Genomic DNA, 15970 nt, shown 5'->3' with positions numbered 1-15970 from the left:
TCACAGGGGCCAAACGATTTTTTGACCCCGATATCATTATTTATAATAGTCAAATTCCAGTCCGTACATCCGGACCGTGTCGCCCTCATTGATCCCGGCCTTTTCCAGATCATCCAAAACACCTGTATTTTTCAGGAATTTCTGGAAAAAGTCAAAGCCTTTCTCAGAATCCAGGTTGGTATAGCCAAGCATTTTTTCAATTCTCGGTCCTTCTACCACATAGGCGCCGTCATCAGCTCTGGTAACGGTATAAGGAAGGCTTCTGTCTCCCTGATACTGAATTTCAAACTCCTTTTCAAAAACGACAGGAGTCTGATCAACCGTCTTTAAAAGATCATTGATATGCCATAAGAGTTCCTTTACACCCTGACGGCTTACTGCAGAGATTGGGAATACACGGATGCCCTTGGGTTCAAATTCAGACTTTAATGCATCCAGGACCTGATTTTGGTCTTCTTCGGAATACATGGCATCCATCTTATTGGCAGCAATTACCTGCGGACGCTCCAAAAGCTTTGGATTGTACTTCTCAAGCTCTCTGATAATGGTGCGGATGTCCTCCAATGGGTCACGGCCCTCCACAGAGGCAGCGTCTACCACATGAACCAGCACCTTGGTACGCTCAATATGGCGCAGGAAGGAGTGGCCCAGCCCTACGCCTTCAGAGGCTCCCTCGATCAGTCCGGGGATATCGGCCATAACAAAACCGGCTCCGTCTCCTAAGTCCACTACACCCAGATGGGGATTTAATGTAGTAAAATGATAATTGGCAATTTCGGGCTTTGCATTGCTGACAACGGAAAGCAGGGTGGATTTTCCTACATTTGGATAACCTACAAGGCCTACATCTGCAATGACTTTGAGCTCCAGCTGTACCCACAGCTCCTGTCCGGGTTGTCCGGGCTGGGCATACTTTGGCACCTGCATGGTAGAGGTGGCAAAGTGCATATTTCCAAGTCCGCCCTTGCCGCCTTTTAGGATTACTTCCCGTTTGTTGTCTCCTGACATATCGGCAATCACCTTGCCGGATTCAAAATCTTTGATCACAGTTCCTTCTGGAACTTTAACGATCAGATCATCGGCATCTGCTCCGTGGCAGCGGCGTTTTCCGCCTTCCTGTCCATCCTTTGCGATGTATTTGTGTATATGACGGAAATCGATCAGTGTATTTTTTCCTGTATCAACCTGAAAAATCACATCGCCGCCTCTTCCGCCGTCACCGCCGTCAGGACCGCCGTTAGGAACATAAAGCTCCCGTCTGAAGGACACATGGCCGTCGCCGCCCTTACCGGACTTGATAAATACTTTTGCACGATCTGCAAACATATAACAGCACCTCCTGTATGGTGTGGCACACGCTCCGTCATCCGGAACGCATGGTTTTTGTATGCCCCGTCTTTTCGGGTACACTGTCTAAAAAAAGGGCTCCATACACCAGGTATGGGGCCCCTCAGAATTATTCGTTGATTGCTCTTGGGTAAACAGAAACCTGCTTTCTGTCTCTGCCCTTTCTTTCAAACTTAACAACTCCGTCTACTAATGCAAATAAGGTATCGTCACCGCCTTTGCCTACGTTGTTGCCAGGATGAATGTGAGTACCGCGCTGTCTGTACAGGATGTTTCCTGCCAGTACGAACTGTCCATCAGCTCTCTTGGCGCCCAGTCTCTTGGACTCGGAATCACGGCCGTTCTTAGTAGAACCAACACCCTTTTTATGAGCGAATAACTGAAGGTTCATCTTTAACATGTCTTACACCTCCTTGAATCGGATGATAATATATGTTCTCCCATAATCCTTCTCAATATTCTGAAGTCCCAGAATAAGAGAATTCATAAGGAGCTGCGACTCAGGACTTATATCTGAGGTAAACCGAAAGTCAAACTGAACGTCCTCCTGTCCGGCAGCCCCCTCAAATGGGTCTTCCGTAAATGTCTCTACCGAATTATAAAAATTGATCGCCAGCGCCGATACAGCTGCGCAGATGATATCCTCACCCTCTTCAGCATATCCAGCATGACCTTCAATCACAATCCCCCGGTAAAGCACATTGCCTGAATCTCTGGAATCTTTTAATACAGTTGCCTGAATCATATCATTTACAATTAGGCATTGATCTTTTCGATCTTAACCTGTGTATAGAGCTGTCTGTGGCCGTTCTTCTTGTGATAGCCAGTCTTTCTCTTATACTTGTAAACGATCACTTTCTTAGCCTTACCTTCCTTCTCAACTGTTGCTGTAACAGTTGCTCCGGCTACGGTTGGGCATCCGATCTGCAGTTCGCCGTTGTTTACAGCCAGCACCTGGTCAAATGTTACGGTCTCGCCTGCGCCTGCGCCCAGTCTTTCTACCTTAATGACATCGCCTTCTGCTACCTTGTACTGCTTTCCGCCTGTTGCAATAATCGCGTACATAAAAGGCACCTCCTATGTTCATTACTCGCCAGCTTCGGTGCCGGTTTTCTGGATGCATCCATTCTCCCGGACTTTTACCCCGCTGTGCGGCATACTCGTATACTATAGCATTCCTGTTTTAATCTGTCAATATGTTTTTAGAATTTTTTGTTTTTCCGTCCGTCAGGCAGATACTTTTTTCACGGATGCCGAACGTATCAAAATATGCGTTTTCTTTCGGGATCCATTCCTGCTTAAAACGTTTGCACATTGCCTCGCCGTTTCTGATCCGGATTCTGTTTAACTGCTCTGCGGGATCAATTTCACAGAAAAACCTCAGATCCCAGATGTCTCCAAAGAAGGGGTGCTGGCTGTAGGAGCCTTCAATGATGCTTAAGGGAGTCCAGTCCGTTTGTATTCGGCAGTCCAACCTCTGAGCCTTACAGCTGTAGATTTGATATTCCAGTCCCTCTCTGTCATTTAAGTGATCTAAAATCTCTTTTTTAAAACGTTCATAATCTACATTCCCGCCGATCTGGGACAGCCGGTCGGCGGTGCGCTGATAAGGCTGTAAAAAAAAGTCATCCATATGGAACAGCCGGCAGGAGTAAATACTTTGAAGAATCCGCCCCATGGTACTCTTCCCTGCAGCGCACATCCCGTCAATGGCAATCTGTACCTGCATCCTCTCTCTCAAAGCCCTGTCAATCCTTACGAAAGCTTCATAATAGCGTGCATAGCTGGCGGAAACGATCCGATAGGCCGGATGATAGGCACTGCGGTAACAGCTACTGTGACGGACGGCGGGATATCCCTGGCTGCGGTATGTATCCAGAAATGCTTCTGCCTGAGCCAAAGTGAACGGAAGCTCTCCCGACCGGCAGCACTGGAGCAGACACCTTAGTTTCTCCTCAAAGCCTTCCCTTGTTCCGGATGCTCTGGCTGCAGTTTCTGTAAACATCCGGTTTAAAGTTTCTTCGGACAGTCCGTCCTCCAGAGCAGACAGATAAATCCGGTACATTTCTCCCCCGATTGGTTCGCATATAATGGGAGAATACTCCCACTTAAAGCTTTTGTACTCTTCTTTCAGACGATCCAGGCTTTTTTCAGGACTGGTGATCATATGGCCGCCGCCAAATTCGCTCTGATACAGCAGCTTTACCACATCCTGGAGCTGCATCTGGGGATATTGTTTTAAATGCGCAAGCAGTATTTCTTTCATATTTTATTCGATTACCTTTGCTTTTCTCAATGTTATAATAATAACAGGAATCAGGACAAGCTGCAAGATAATTCCCGGGACTGCCTTTAAAAGGGCTCCGCTTAAAAAAATCTGCACAGAAAAGGCATTTCCCATAATTCCATAAAGGACCATGCTTACAAGTCCCCATACGATACGCCCGAAAATCATGGCACCGATCAGACTGATATAAATGGAAATGGTATTTTTCTCCAGTTTTTCATAGAGAAGCCCTGTAGAAGCTCCGTAAGCTGCAAGTTCAAATGCCATAGCAGCTGCTACGGGCATCATAGGAGGCATTCCAAGAGTCATGCTGCGCAGAATGGGAACAATCAGGCCGACTAAAAGCCCCCACTGCCAGCCGCAGACATAGCCGCAGATCAAAACCGGAATGTGCATGGGAAGAAGCATACTTCCAATAGTTGGAATCTGACCGGTGAAGAAGGGAAGCACCATGCCAAGGGCCAAAAATACAGCTGCTGTTACCATGTTTTTTGTTGAAAATCGTTCTGTCATACCTTACTCTCCTTTTTGCACAAAAAATACCAGAAATGTACCTATCCTGTCGGATTTTTGTACCTTCCTGGTATCAATTACGCATGTTTATTTTTAAATATTCCGCTTTTGCGGGAACGGCTTCAGCCGGGAACGCTGGCTTGTGCCAGCTACTTTATTTATTATAACGGACAAGGGGCACTACGTCAAGAAAATATGAAAATCCAAGGATGGCGTTGTTTTACGATGTTTTGCGATAAAAGAAGGATAACATAAAAACAGCGCCTGCTCCCTTCACATTTCTGAGAACAGACGCTGTCTTTCAGTTATCCTTTCTTCCACGTTCCTGGCGAAAACAGCACCAAGATCGGGAAAAGCTCCAGCCGTCCGGCCAGCATATCAAAGATCAATACCAGCTTTGATAAATCAGACAGCATGGAAAAATTAGAGCTTGGTCCGACGGTCGATAAACCGGGCCCAATGTTGTTAAAGTTTGCAGCCACCGCAGAAAAACTTGTGGCAAAATCAAAGTTATCCAGACTGACCAGCAGCACAGACACTGCAAAAATCAGGGCATAAAGAATCAGATATGCATTCAGCGAACGCAGGATGGGGTGTCCCAGCACTTTTCCCTCGTATTTAATCACCTTGACGCTGCGGGGATGGATCACTGCTGCCATTTCCTTTTTGGCCTCCTTGAAGGCCATCATAATGCGTGATACCTTGATGCCGCCTCCGGTGCTTCCTGCACAGGCGCCGATAAACATCAAAAGCAGAACGATGCATTTGGAAAATTCCGGCCACTGGTTAAAATCCACTGTCGCATAGCCTGTAGTTGTGATAATAGATGCTACCTGGAACAGAACATGGTGAACTGCCAGAAACAGGGATGGAAACAGGTGGCGTACATTCAGAGTAATCAGGATTACTGCTCCCAGAATGACGGCCAGATAGCCGCGCATTTCTTCACAGCGGAAGGCATCCTTGGGTTTTTTGATCAAAAGCAGGTAATAAACATTAAAATTCACGCCAAAAAGGATCATTGCGATACTTAAAACGGCCTGCTGATACAAGGTATAATCTGCCTGGCCGCTGTTTCTGCAGGCAAAACCGCCGGTTCCTGCTGCACCGAGACTCATGCAGATGGTATCAAATACAGGCATTCCGCCAATGAGCAGAAAGCCCATGGTAGCAATGGTCATAAAAAAGTAGATCTGGTACAGAAGCTTTGCTGTAATGCGGATTTTTGGCACCAGCTTTCCTACAGAAGGACCGGGGCTTTCTGCACGCATGATATGCATATTGTAATCCCCGGTCATGGGCAGGATGGAAAGGATAAAGACTAAAATCCCCATACCGCCGATCCAGTGGGAAAAGCTGCGCCACATCAAAGTAGCCTTGGAAAGCTCTTCTACCTTTGGCACAATACTGGCTCCGGTAGTTGTAAAACCGGAAACAATTTCAAACAGCGCATCAATAAAATGAGGAATTTCGCCGCTGAGCCAAAAGGGCATACAGCCAAAAAAGCTGAGTACGATCCAGCCTAAGGACACCAGTACAAAGCCTTCTTTTGCAAAAAACATTTTTACTTTGGGCTTTTTCCTGGTACACAAAAAGCCCAAAACTCCGCAGATGCAGGAAACAGCCAGATAGAAGGTGATTACGGATTCCCGGTAAACGGCTGCCGTAATAATAGGCAGAAACAGCAAGACGGCTTCAATGTTCATAATCCAGCCAAGCATATAGATAATAATACTTCGATTCATCTCTCTCCCGCCTTTACCTTAAAATATCTGTAAGATCGTTTAAGCCTGTATGAGTCGTAACGACAATAACCGTATCTCCAGCTTCAACCGTATCTTTGCCTCGTGGAGTGATGATCGTTCCGCCCCGGTTGATGCAGGCCACTAAAAGATTATCGATCAGCTTCAGTTTTTCCAAAGGAATGCCAAGAATCGGCGATCCCTCCTTTACGCGAAATTCCAGCGCCTCCGCTTTATCTGCGGCAATTTTATAAAGAGTCTCAATATTGCTGCTTCCCATGGAATTCTGCATAGCACGGACATACTGGAGGATAATCTCAGCAGTGAGCATCTTGGGCTGGATCAGACTTCCGAGATTTAAAGAATTAATAACATTTTCAAAAGCAATCTTATTGACTTTTGTGATAAGTTTTGCTTTCGACTGGCTGGAGGCATAGAGGGACAGCATGATATTTTCCTCATCAAAGCCGGTAAGACTGGCAAACGCCTCTGTCTGTCGGATCCCTTCCTCCAAAAGGAGCTGTTCATCCGTACCGTCGCCGTGGATGATCATAGCTTTGGGAAGAAGTTCGCTTAACTGGCGGCACCTCTCTTCGTCTCTTTCGATGATTTTAATCTTGATTTTTGTGTCCTCCAGCAGCCTGCACAGATAATGGGTCAGCTTTCCGCCGCCCACAAACATTGCGCTTTTGACAATATTATTGTCAACTCCCGCTTTTTTAAAGAAATCCGCACTTTCCTGATGAGAGGCAATAAAGGAAATTTTATCTCCCTTTTTCATCACAAAATTACCGTCCGGTATCACAACGTCATTTCCGCGCTCCACCACACAGATCAGAACATTGCTTTTTAGACGGTTTACAACGTCCATGACCCGCATATCATTCAGAAGAGAATGCTCCGGGATCAGGAACTTTAAAAGCTCGATCCGCCCCTTTGCAAAAGGCTCGATCTTAATTGCAGAGGGGAAACGAAGAAGGCGGGCGATTTCTCTGGCGGCTGCCAGCTCCGGATTGATAGCCAGAGACAGATTCAGCTCTTCTCTGATATAACGGATCTCGGATGAATATTCCGGATTTCGGATACGGGCGATGGTGTGGCAGTTTCCGGCCTTTTTTGCGATCAGACAGCAGAGCATATTTAATTCATCTGAATTTGTGGTAGCGATCAGAAGATCTGCATCCTGGATCCCTGCCTCCATCTGTACCTGATAAACTGCACCATTTCCCGTCACGCCCATTACATCCGCGCTGTTGGAAATATTTTGTATGGCTTCCTCATTCGTATCAATGAGTGTGATATCATGATTTTCTCTGTTCAGCTGTTCAGCCAGGGTGGTTCCCACCTTACCGCAGCCAACAATTATGATCTTCATAGGTTTTTATCCCCCCGCATCCCGTCATAGGTTTGTCCCGCCTGTTCATAAAGCGGTTTTCTTACCTTTTTTCTTGTCAGTTCCACCAGCCCCAGAGGCGTCATATCCACAACCACCGTACGGACCGGATCCGTTGACACAGCCTGTTTTAAGCAGTCTAAAAGGGCCTTTTTGTCCTCCTCCTGCTCCATATCAATAAAATCTACCATAATGATGCCTGAAAGATTCCTTAAACGCAGCTGGGCTGCAATGGTAAAAGCCGCCTCGTTATTGATTTTCCGGATGGTGTCGGCCATTTTCTTTCTGCCTTCATACTTTCCAGTGTTTACATCGATCACCGTCATAGCCTCTGTAGGCTCAATAACCAGATAGCCGCCGGATTTAAGCCAGACACGTTTTCCAAGAGCACGATCCAGTACAGTTTCCAGGCTGTAAAGCTTATATAAAGGCAGAAGGCTGTCGTCATAAAATTCAAGCTTTTCCAGATCCTCAGGCTGCTCTTCCTTCAGATAGGCCTTAAGCTGGTCATACAGCCCCCTGTCATCGGTTACAATAGAAGAAAGCCGGCCTTCATAGGCATCCCGCACCCCTGTAATATAGGACGGCAGAGGCTGGTACAGGCAGGAACCACTCACTCTGCAGGCCGCGTCTTTTATTAAAGCTTCCAGACGTTCTTTTAAAAGGATACATTCTTTTATAAGAGCATCCATGCCGGCCTGGTAGGCATTCGTCCGTACGATCACGCCAAACCCACTTAAGGGAGCTTCCTCCAGACAGGCCTTTGCTTCCTTTTTAAACAGGCTGTCGCTGATCTTATTGGAAAAGCCAATGCCTGTTCTGCCTGCGGTAACCACACAGAGACGGCCGGGAAGGGACAGGTTTGCTGTCAGCACCGGAGCCTTTGTCTTTACGCCCTCCCGGCTGATCTGCACCAGGATTTCATCTCCCTGGCGCAAAGGCCCCTCTTTCCGGTTCCTGTCGGTAAACAGATGGCTGCGGTTTTCTGTAAGACTGTAATAGCCTACACCGTCTCCCGTGTCGATAAATGCCGCGTTGATGCCCGGTACTACCTTCTGTACCCGTCCCACATAAATACGGTTTAAAACAGAGCAATCCTCGTCCTCCAGAGTCAACTCCACCAAAGAGCCGTCCTGGATAAAAGCAGTACAGATCCTGCCCCTAAGCCATGTAATGATCCGTTTTTCCATCACTCAATGTCCTGTCCCAAAGCTCCAAGAGGAATAAAAGAATGAATTCCCTGCTCTCTCTCATGCTCTGATGCCTGATCTGCGTATACTTCCTCTCTCTGAACCATAAAGGCAAAGGGAGAACGTTCCTTGCCCAGTGCTTCATAATAAGCATCCAACAGAAGCTCCGGCTTAATATTGGATGCGCTTCCGGTGGAAATCTTCATAAAGAGCTGTGACTGTGCTGCATCATTTCCGGCAATCACGCCAAGGTCATAGATAAGAGGCTTAAGGTCCATTTCCTTTTCGCCTTTTTTCGTCTTTTTAAGAACCATAACCTGAGGCTGGTCAAAAAAAGCAGTAAGCTTTTTAAACCACTCTTCTGCGCTTTCCTCCTCCGGCTCATAGCCGGGACGGAAGGTTAAGGTGTAATCTGCGGCAGCCACACTTGACATGGCGTTGGCAGCGGTATCAGGAAGAAGCTTGTACTCTGCGATCTCAAAGCCCTCGGCCATAACGGCATTTAAACGCTCTAACATCTCAGCCGTGGTGCCGGTGGAGTGTACTTCAATATCCACATATTCGCCGTTGCTGGTGATTCCCACGCCTAAAGGCGCTGCAAAGGACATGATCTGATGAGGGCTGAACCCCCCGCTGTAGCAGATCTCCACATCGGCTCTTCGGATGGCCTTCTGGAAATAGCGCATCACATCCAGGTGGCCGATGAATTTCATAATACCTGTTTTTCTGAACTTAATACGGATTTTCATTGGTTTTTCCCCCTGGTTTCAAAACATACGCCGCCGCCAAAGCCCATGGCTCCGCAGCCGGAACATTTCTGGCGGCAGTTGGGCGTCACCTCACCATTTAAAGCCTGCTGCCATTCTCTCTTTAAAAATTCCTTTGTCACGCCTGCATCAATAAAATCCCAGGGGAACAGTTCATCCAAGCTGCGCTCTCTGGTGGTGTAAAAATCAATGTCCACGCCGCAGGTCTTAAATGCATCCATCCAGATCTCATTTTTAAAGAACTCGGACCAGGAATCAAAGATGGCACCGTTTTTGTAGGCCTCCTCGATCACAGGGCCTACCAGGCGGTCGCCTCTGGCAAGGACGCCCTCAAGAACGGTCAGCTCTGCCTCATGCCAGTTGTATTTTAAGCTTTTGAAATTTTTCATTTCACGGAATTTGCCGCGGACAATATTGGCCCTCTCTAAAAACTCCTCTTTCGTGCACATTCTGGCCCACTGGAAGGGGGTAAATGGCTTTGGAACAAAGAAGGAGGAACTGGCAACTACCTGGACTTTTCCGTTTCTCTGATCCTTTGGAATGTCATAATAGGCTTCTGCGATCTTTTCAGACAGCAGGGCAATGCCCTCCATATCTTCTACGGTCTCTGTGGGCTGTCCCAGCATAAAGTAAAGCTTTACCCGGTTCCATCCGGCCTGGAAGGCTTCGGAAGCGCCCTTTAAGATTACCTCTTCGGTCAGTCCCTTATTGATTACGTCCCGCAGACGCTGAGAGCCGGCCTCAGGCGCAAAGGTAAGGCTGCTCTTTTTGATATCCTGAACCTTGCTCATGACATCCAGGGAGAAGGCGTCGATTCGTAAGGAAGGCAGGGAAATATTGACCCCTTTCCCCTTAAACTCGTCAATGAGGAAATTCACAAGGCCCTCCAGATAGGTATAGTCGCTGGAGCTTAAGGAGCTTAAAGAAATTTCCTCATGGCCTGTACTCTTAAGCATATCGTAGGCATAATGCTTTAAATATTCCAGGCTGTGCTCTCTTAAGGGACGGTATACGTTTCCGGCCTGGCAGAAACGGCAGCCCCGGATGCAGCCTCTCTGAATCTCCAGAACCACGCGGTCCTGAGTGACCTTTATATAGGGAACCAGAGGCTTTTCGATATAACCCACACTGTCCATATCGGCAACGACCTGCTTGCGGATCTTCTCTTTTGCGTGGCTGTTGTTGGGGGTAAAGCTTTTTAAGGTGCCGTCCTCATTATACTCAGGATCATAGAAGGAGGGCACATAAATGCCGGGAATTTCCGCCGCCATCTCCAGAAAATCCTTTCTGGAGCCGCCTGCCGCCTTATTTTCCTGATAACGGTCAATAAGGTCAAAATACACAGTCTCGCCCTCTCCGATGTAGAACAGGTCGAAAAAGTCCGCCAGCGGTTCCGGATTGTAGGCACAGGGGCCGCCGCCGATGACAATGGGATCATTTTCACAACGGTCGCAGGCATGAAGGGGGATCTGGGACAGATCCAGGATCTGAAGCACATTGGTGTAGCACATCTCATACTGGAGGGTAATGCCCAAAAAGTCAAAATCCTTTACCGGCTTCTGGGATTCTAAGGTAAAAAGAGGGATTTTCTTCTCTCTCATAATGGGATCTAAGTCCACCCAGGGGCTGTATACACGCTCACAGCACACATCTTCTCTGCTGTTGAACATGGAGTAGAGGATCTGGATGCCGAGGTGGGACATGCCAATGTCATAGACATCCGGGAAGGCGAAGGCGAACCTGGTACGTACTTTGGAGTGATCCTTTACTACCATATTTACCTCTCCGCCGATGTAGCGGGCAGGCTGCTGGATCGATAGCAGAATTTCATCACTTAATGCTAATTTTCTCATTCTTTTTCCTTTTTGATTTTATTTGATTTGCAATGTTTTATATCTTCATTGCGGATAATTATACAACACATACTGAATTTAGGCAACCGTGAGTTGGCTTACAAACTTATCTAAATGACAGCTCCGACAGCTTTCGTAAAAAAGAAAAGCACCAGAAACGGTGCTAATCTTCATACTTCCCAAGTCCTTGTGATAGTCCATCCCGATCTATGCTCTTAATAAGTTCATTGATCCTCTTAACTATCTTTTTGTCTTCCAGCTGCCAGTCTGTGTATTGCTGCCATGCAGTTGGAGTAAATACCAAATTCATTATTCGTATGCCTCCAGCTCATCAATGGTCTTTACAACAAACCCACCTGCTTCAGCTTCAGCCATAGATTTATCTATCATTGCAAGATAATCAGCGTTTCTCTTCGCTTTCATCATTTCATTATACTCTGCCTCAGATAACATCACAACATTTTCGTTTTTCGGTCTTGATATAATGAGAGTTTCACCCCGAAAAACTTTGTCGCATAATGATTTGAAATTATCTCTAACATCCATGCTCTTTACTGCTAACATTTTCAACACCTCATTTCTGCATTAAAAATCGTATGGTTTTTCGTATTTTTATTATATATTAGCATCTTTTACCTGTCAAGTACCATGATGATATAGGATAGTCTTTGTGAAAGGAATCTTATTCCAGCTTGACCACACCTTCCCCAATGACAGATTCCAGTCTGGCTCTGGCATCACCCACATATTTCTCCGGGGTGTCTATAAAACACCTGTTTTCCAGAAATCAGTTCCCAACTGCTGGCCGGATAAGAGCCGTTATCCTGCTTATAGAAACAACATAGCCCATGATGGGTGTCTGCTGTTTCTGGCTTTTGTTGTTTTAAATCTGAATTATTACATTTTGTAAATCAATCATTCCGCCTGCATTGCCAGAGCCATCTTTTTTGCAATAAATACCAGAAGGATCGCGGCTCCTGCAAGTATGGCAGAACCTATGTATCCGGCAACATAGGAGCCGGTAGAATCATAGAAGCTGGCGCTGATTTTAGGTCCCACAAAGGCTCCGATTCCGTATCCGATAAAAATCAGACCATAATTGCGGTTATAGAAACGGGAACCGAAAATGGTTTTTACCATAGGTGCAAATACTACCAGCAGGCCTCCAAAGGAAAAGCCAACCAGACAGATGCAGAGAATAAAGTATGAAAGAGAGTGGGCGGCAGTCAGCATACACATGGAAATGCCGTTGATCGCAAGCACCAGAAGCAGGGGGTTCCAGCCCTTTAACCGGTCATAAATAAAGCCAAAGCCGATTCTTCCGCACATATTTGCAAGGGTCATAATGCTGACGCACATAGCGGCCATCATTGGAGTCTGTCCAATCTGGTTTTGAGCAATCGGCGAGGTGGCGCTTACCATCATGGTTCCGGCTGCATTTGCAAAAATGAACATCAGGAGCATAACCCAGAAAACGGGCGTTTTTACCATCTGAGGAATATTGTAATTGCTGCCGTTTAATTCTTTGGACTGAGCTGCACTGGGAGTCCAGCCTTCAGGCATCCAGCCCTCAGGACAGGGCACGATCATCCAGGCGACTGCTCCCACTCCGATCAGAAAGATAACTGCCAGGATTTTGCATGCTGCCTGTGCTCCGTAGGTATCAATGAGCCACTGGGCAATCGGGGACATGATGAAGGGCCCGCAAGATGCCCCGGCCTGTACCAGGCCGGAAATGGATCCGCTTTTATCAGGAAACCATTTTAAAGCCGTAGGAAGACAGGCCGGATAAATGGTGCCGGCTCCTGCTCCGGCAAAAATTCCATAAAACAGATAAAGCTGCGGGATGGATGAAGCAAAGCCGGTCAAAAACCATCCGGCTGCAAAAAATGCCAGTCCCAGATAGATCGCCACTCTGGGCTGAAGCTTTTCAGCCAGAAGCCCGCCTAAAAATCCAACGGCACAGTAGACAAACATATAAATCGTATAGGCCATGCTGAATTCAGAGCTGCTCCAGCCAAACCGGGTGGTAAGGGGCAGGGCAAAGAGGCTGAAAAATGCGGTGGCAGAGGTAAAAAGGCTCTGGATCCATACGCCTGCAAATACGCGCCATCTGGTTGCTTTTGTGATCTTCATATTCCTCTGCCCTCCTACTGCTGTAGTGTGCCCAGATCAAGTCCCAGGTCGCGTCCGGAAAATTTGCCTCCGGCCCTGCTGGTTCCCAGCCAGTAAACCATATCGGAAATATCCTCTACATCTAGGAAAGGAACGCCGTCATACATTTCCTGCCAGTTTTTAAAATCGTTTCCGGTCAGATCATTGATAAACTTCACATAACTTTCCGTCTCACACATAGGTGTTTTTACTTTGGTCGGACAGATGGTATTTACCACAATTCCCGTTCCTTTAAGCTCCTGGGCCAGTGTTTTTGTAAGTCCTCTCACACCCCATTTTGCCATACAGTAGGTAGCCAGCTGGGGCGTTCCATACATTCCGGAGGTAGACGCAATGTTGATAATGCGGCCAAAACCCTGCTTCCTCATATACTGAGCGGCATATTTATTTGTACGCCAGGTACCGATCAGGTCAATGTCGATCACCTTCTGAACCTGTTCGTCTGTGAGCTCCCAGGTATAGCCGAAATTGATCACACCTGCATTGGCTACCACCACATCCAGTCGTCCAAAGGTTTCCCAGGCTTTTTCAAACAGCACCTTCATATCACTGTCGCTTGTGATATTGCAGCGTACAGCCAGCGCCTTAACGCCCAGAGCCTCAATCTCCTTTACGGTAGAGGAAAATACCTCTCCTGCCGGATCCTGCATATCCGCCAACACTACGTCAAATCCGTTTTCTGCAAATTTCAGAGCATGAGCCCGTCCCTGTCCCATGGCTCCGCCGGTAATAAGAACTACCTTTCGTTCCATTTTCATATCCCTCCTGTTAATTCGTTGATTGTTACTTTTATAACAATCATTATGTATTACTATGGACCTTTTATTTCATAAATACTATTGAATTATTTTTATTAAATCCATAAATAAAAATACATGAATTTTTGATATGATAAGAATATCATCTATGGATAAAGGGAGGAACGAGTTTTATGAATCTGGAGCATTTAAGATATTTTGAAACCATAGCAAAGCTGGAGCACTACGGAAAGGCGGCCAGTCTTCTTCACGTTACACAGCCTAATCTGAGTCATGCCATGGCACAGCTGGAGGATGAGCTGGAGATCAAGCTGTTTGAAAAATCAGGGAGGAACGTGCGCCTCACCCGTTACGGAGCCGTCTTTTTGGAAGCAGTTTCAGGCTCTCTTGAGCAGCTAGACCGTACGGTCCGAAATTTAAAGGAGATCCAAAGCGGGAGCGGCCTTATTATTCTTGGCTGTACCAGGGATTTAGGATCCAGTCTTGTCCCCGTTCTGATGCGTGATTTTAAAAGGACAGCCCGAGGAGAAAAGATCGTCTTTCAGCTCCATACAGACAGCAGCTTCAGCCGTGTTCTGTTAAATCAGGCTCTTGAGGGGCGTTACGATATGGTATTTACCTCATTGCCTGGAGATCCGTTCTGTATGGAATCCTTTTCTTTTGCACAGCCGCCTTTTATTGCGGCGGTTTCACTAGATCATCCGTTGGCCGGAAAGGATGAGATTTCATTACGTGAGACACTCTCCTTCCCTCATATCTTTCTGTCCAGAAAGTCCGGCCTGAGAGCGTTTACGGATCATCTTTTTTATCAGATTGGGACGTTTCCCTCCATCAGCTATGAAACAGAGGAAGACTTTGTAGCCGCCGGACTGGCCTCTGCCGGCTTTGGCATTGCCATTCTTCCGAATCATCCTTTTTTACACACCATGGATTTAAAGCTTTTAACGCTCACTGACCCGGATCCAAAAAGAACCGCCTATCTCTCTCTTGCAAAAGAAATCAAGCGGTCCAAAGCGGCGGAATATTTTTATGAATTTTGTCGGGAAAGGCTTGCATAATCCTCACGGGATACGTTTTCTTTTATATTAAAAAAACCTTCAATGGGGTACCGTCACTAAGAGGTCCGCTTCCAGCCGGTATAATCGGCTGTGATGTCCAGCCTGCCTCGCAGCAGGCGGGTGCACCAGCTTTTTTTCGGAAAATCATCGGCCAGAGTCACTGTGATCTCCTTTATATTTCTGTGCGTATTCTTCCATAAATTTGTCTAATTCATGGAGATACACGTTCGCAAGCACTGGACTGACACCTACTCCCTGCGGTACACCGCTGTATGTCCGATTGTACGTCCATTGCTCCATATATCCTGCTTTTAGGAATTTCCAGATAAGTTGTAGGAACATTTCATCATCAATGCGTTTTCTCAGCAATCAGATGATTGTGTGGTGATTAGAACTGTCGAGGCAGGCGTGTATATCACCCTCAACAAACCAGTTTGTTCCCGTAAAGGTTTTCTGAATCTGGTATAATGCTGTCAGACAGCTTTTGTTTGGTCTGAACCCATGAGATGTTTTCTTAAACACAGGCTCATAAATGCTTTCTAAAATCATTTTCACTACTTCCTGCACCAGTTTGTCATTGCCCGACTGGATTACCAGCGGGCGCTTTTTATTGCTGTTTTTCTTAGCAATATATTCCCTGCGTGCAGGTTTTGGCAAGTAACTTTTATCTCGCATGGATTCAATAATCCTTTGGATTCTTTCGTCACTCATGCCATCAATGCTTTTCGTATGCGGAGTGCGGATTCCCCCACTCTGGCTATCGTTCAGGCAGTTTAGCTTTGTACCTCATACACGAATTTTTATTCTTGAATTTTCAGATACACAGGATTAGTACCTTATCATTCAGGATCTCGTCTATTAACAAGAGCGACAACATTCTACACTCC

General features: G+C 46.6%; 16 protein-coding genes and 1 pseudogene. 1 reads left to right on the top strand and 16 read right to left on the bottom strand.

Going from position 1 to position 15970, the window contains the following annotated elements; translation table 11 throughout:
• Positions 1 to 36: 36 nt before the first annotated feature.
• The 15 genes from obgE to BN3656_RS11875 form a co-directional block, all read right to left on the bottom strand.
• Positions 37 to 1326 (bottom strand): GTPase ObgE, encoded by a 1290-nt coding sequence (gene obgE, locus BN3656_RS11950; RefSeq protein WP_066548455.1) that lies wholly within the window; start codon positions 1324 to 1326, stop codon positions 37 to 39.
• 130 nt (positions 1327 to 1456) lie between these two features.
• Positions 1457 to 1747 carry a 50S ribosomal protein L27 gene (gene rpmA, locus BN3656_RS11945; protein WP_066548452.1) on the bottom strand — a complete coding sequence of 97 codons (291 nt, stop codon included), beginning with the start codon at positions 1745 to 1747 and terminating at the stop codon, positions 1457 to 1459.
• Positions 1748 to 1750: 3 nt separating this feature from the next.
• Entirely contained in the window at positions 1751 to 2092 is a 342-nt protein-coding gene (locus tag BN3656_RS11940; RefSeq protein WP_066548445.1) for a ribosomal-processing cysteine protease Prp, read from the bottom strand.
• An 11-nt stretch (positions 2093 to 2103) separates the two neighbouring features.
• Positions 2104 to 2412 carry a 50S ribosomal protein L21 gene (rplU, locus tag BN3656_RS11935; protein ID WP_066548443.1) on the bottom strand — a complete coding sequence of 103 codons (309 nt, stop codon included), beginning with the start codon at positions 2410 to 2412 and terminating at the stop codon, positions 2104 to 2106.
• A 118-nt stretch (positions 2413 to 2530) separates the two neighbouring features.
• Entirely contained in the window at positions 2531 to 3613 is a 1083-nt protein-coding gene (locus tag BN3656_RS16900) for a hypothetical protein (protein WP_242962996.1), read from the bottom strand.
• A gap of 3 nt (positions 3614 to 3616) precedes the next feature.
• Positions 3617 to 4147 (bottom strand): ECF transporter S component, encoded by a 531-nt coding sequence (locus BN3656_RS11925; RefSeq protein ID WP_066548434.1) that lies wholly within the window; start codon positions 4145 to 4147, stop codon positions 3617 to 3619.
• Between the two features lie 305 nt (positions 4148 to 4452).
• Complete coding sequence (locus tag BN3656_RS11920; RefSeq protein WP_066548431.1) at positions 4453 to 5892, bottom strand: TrkH family potassium uptake protein; 1440 nt, start codon at positions 5890 to 5892, stop codon at positions 4453 to 4455.
• A 13-nt stretch (positions 5893 to 5905) separates the two neighbouring features.
• Positions 5906 to 7264 (bottom strand): Trk system potassium transporter TrkA, encoded by a 1359-nt coding sequence (gene trkA / locus BN3656_RS11915; protein ID WP_066548429.1) that lies wholly within the window; start codon positions 7262 to 7264, stop codon positions 5906 to 5908.
• On the bottom strand, positions 7261 to 8472 hold the full coding sequence (locus BN3656_RS11910; RefSeq protein WP_066548427.1) for a ribonuclease E/G: 1212 nt from the start codon (positions 8470 to 8472) through the stop codon (positions 7261 to 7263). The genes trkA and BN3656_RS11910 overlap by 4 nt, the downstream gene beginning before the upstream one ends.
• Positions 8472 to 9221: a TIGR03936 family radical SAM-associated protein gene (locus BN3656_RS11905; protein WP_066548425.1), complete on the bottom strand. Its 750-nt coding sequence runs from the start codon at positions 9219 to 9221 to the stop codon at positions 8472 to 8474. The genes BN3656_RS11910 and BN3656_RS11905 overlap by 1 nt, the downstream gene beginning before the upstream one ends.
• Positions 9218 to 11092, bottom strand: a complete 1875-nt coding sequence (locus tag BN3656_RS11900) for a TIGR03960 family B12-binding radical SAM protein (protein ID WP_066548424.1) — start codon at positions 11090 to 11092, stop codon at positions 9218 to 9220. The genes BN3656_RS11905 and BN3656_RS11900 overlap by 4 nt, the downstream gene beginning before the upstream one ends.
• A gap of 163 nt (positions 11093 to 11255) precedes the next feature.
• Entirely contained in the window at positions 11256 to 11402 is a 147-nt protein-coding gene (locus tag BN3656_RS11895; RefSeq protein ID WP_081422949.1) for a type II toxin-antitoxin system YoeB family toxin, read from the bottom strand.
• Positions 11402 to 11656, bottom strand: coding sequence for a type II toxin-antitoxin system Phd/YefM family antitoxin (locus BN3656_RS11890; RefSeq protein ID WP_066548423.1), 255 nt, complete (start codon positions 11654 to 11656; stop codon positions 11402 to 11404). Before BN3656_RS11890 ends, BN3656_RS11895 begins: the two co-directional genes overlap by 1 nt.
• 351 nt (positions 11657 to 12007) lie before the next feature.
• A complete protein-coding gene (locus BN3656_RS11880) occupies positions 12008 to 13228 on the bottom strand; it encodes an OFA family MFS transporter (RefSeq protein ID WP_066548413.1) in 1221 nt (406 codons plus the stop codon).
• A 14-nt stretch (positions 13229 to 13242) separates the two neighbouring features.
• Complete coding sequence (locus BN3656_RS11875) at positions 13243 to 14019, bottom strand: SDR family NAD(P)-dependent oxidoreductase (protein ID WP_066548410.1); 777 nt, start codon at positions 14017 to 14019, stop codon at positions 13243 to 13245.
• A gap of 179 nt (positions 14020 to 14198) precedes the next feature.
• On the opposite strand from BN3656_RS11875, the gene BN3656_RS11870 reads away from it, so the two are divergent.
• On the top strand, positions 14199 to 15083 hold the full coding sequence (locus tag BN3656_RS11870) for a LysR family transcriptional regulator (RefSeq protein ID WP_066548406.1): 885 nt from the start codon (positions 14199 to 14201) through the stop codon (positions 15081 to 15083).
• Positions 15084 to 15257: 174 nt separating this feature from the next.
• Here BN3656_RS11870 and BN3656_RS11865 read toward each other — a convergent pair.
• A pseudogene (locus BN3656_RS11865) lies at positions 15258 to 15809 on the bottom strand (reverse transcriptase/maturase family protein); the annotation flags it as partial.
• Positions 15810 to 15970: the final 161 nt, after the last annotated feature.

Origin of the sequence: Clostridium sp. AT4, assembly GCF_001517625.2 — a bacterium.
In the GTDB taxonomy this organism is placed as follows: Bacteria; Bacillota; Clostridia; order Lachnospirales; family Lachnospiraceae; genus Enterocloster.
This window is presented reverse-complemented; position numbering and strand designations above follow the sequence as displayed.

Bases quoted from the DNA above. Each gene is read 5' to 3' on its own strand.
- rplU (WP_066548443.1), bottom strand. From the start codon at position 2,412: ATGTACGCGATTATTGCAACAGGCGGAAAGCAGTACAAGGTAGCAGAA.
- BN3656_RS11895 (WP_081422949.1), bottom strand. From the start codon at position 11,402: ATGAATTTGGTATTTACTCCAACTGCATGGCAGCAATACACAGACTGG.
- BN3656_RS11875 (WP_066548410.1), bottom strand. From the start codon at position 14,019: ATGGAACGAAAGGTAGTTCTTATTACCGGCGGAGCCATGGGACAGGGA.
- BN3656_RS11870 (WP_066548406.1), top strand. From the start codon at position 14,199: ATGAATCTGGAGCATTTAAGATATTTTGAAACCATAGCAAAGCTGGAG.
- BN3656_RS11940 (WP_066548445.1), bottom strand. From the start codon at position 2,092: ATGATTCAGGCAACTGTATTAAAAGATTCCAGAGATTCAGGCAATGTG.
- BN3656_RS11890 (WP_066548423.1), bottom strand. From the start codon at position 11,656: ATGTTAGCAGTAAAGAGCATGGATGTTAGAGATAATTTCAAATCATTA.
- BN3656_RS11880 (WP_066548413.1), bottom strand. From the start codon at position 13,228: ATGAAGATCACAAAAGCAACCAGATGGCGCGTATTTGCAGGCGTATGG.
- BN3656_RS11910 (WP_066548427.1), bottom strand. From the start codon at position 8,472: ATGGAAAAACGGATCATTACATGGCTTAGGGGCAGGATCTGTACTGCT.
- rpmA (WP_066548452.1), bottom strand. From the start codon at position 1,747: ATGTTAAAGATGAACCTTCAGTTATTCGCTCATAAAAAGGGTGTTGGT.
- trkA (WP_066548429.1), bottom strand. From the start codon at position 7,264: ATGAAGATCATAATTGTTGGCTGCGGTAAGGTGGGAACCACCCTGGCT.
- BN3656_RS11925 (WP_066548434.1), bottom strand. From the start codon at position 4,147: ATGACAGAACGATTTTCAACAAAAAACATGGTAACAGCAGCTGTATTT.
- BN3656_RS11905 (WP_066548425.1), bottom strand. From the start codon at position 9,221: ATGAAAATCCGTATTAAGTTCAGAAAAACAGGTATTATGAAATTCATC.
- BN3656_RS16900 (WP_242962996.1), bottom strand. From the start codon at position 3,613: ATGAAAGAAATACTGCTTGCGCATTTAAAACAATATCCCCAGATGCAG.
- BN3656_RS11920 (WP_066548431.1), bottom strand. From the start codon at position 5,892: ATGAATCGAAGTATTATTATCTATATGCTTGGCTGGATTATGAACATT.
- BN3656_RS11900 (WP_066548424.1), bottom strand. From the start codon at position 11,092: ATGAGAAAATTAGCATTAAGTGATGAAATTCTGCTATCGATCCAGCAG.
- obgE (WP_066548455.1), bottom strand. From the start codon at position 1,326: ATGTTTGCAGATCGTGCAAAAGTATTTATCAAGTCCGGTAAGGGCGGC.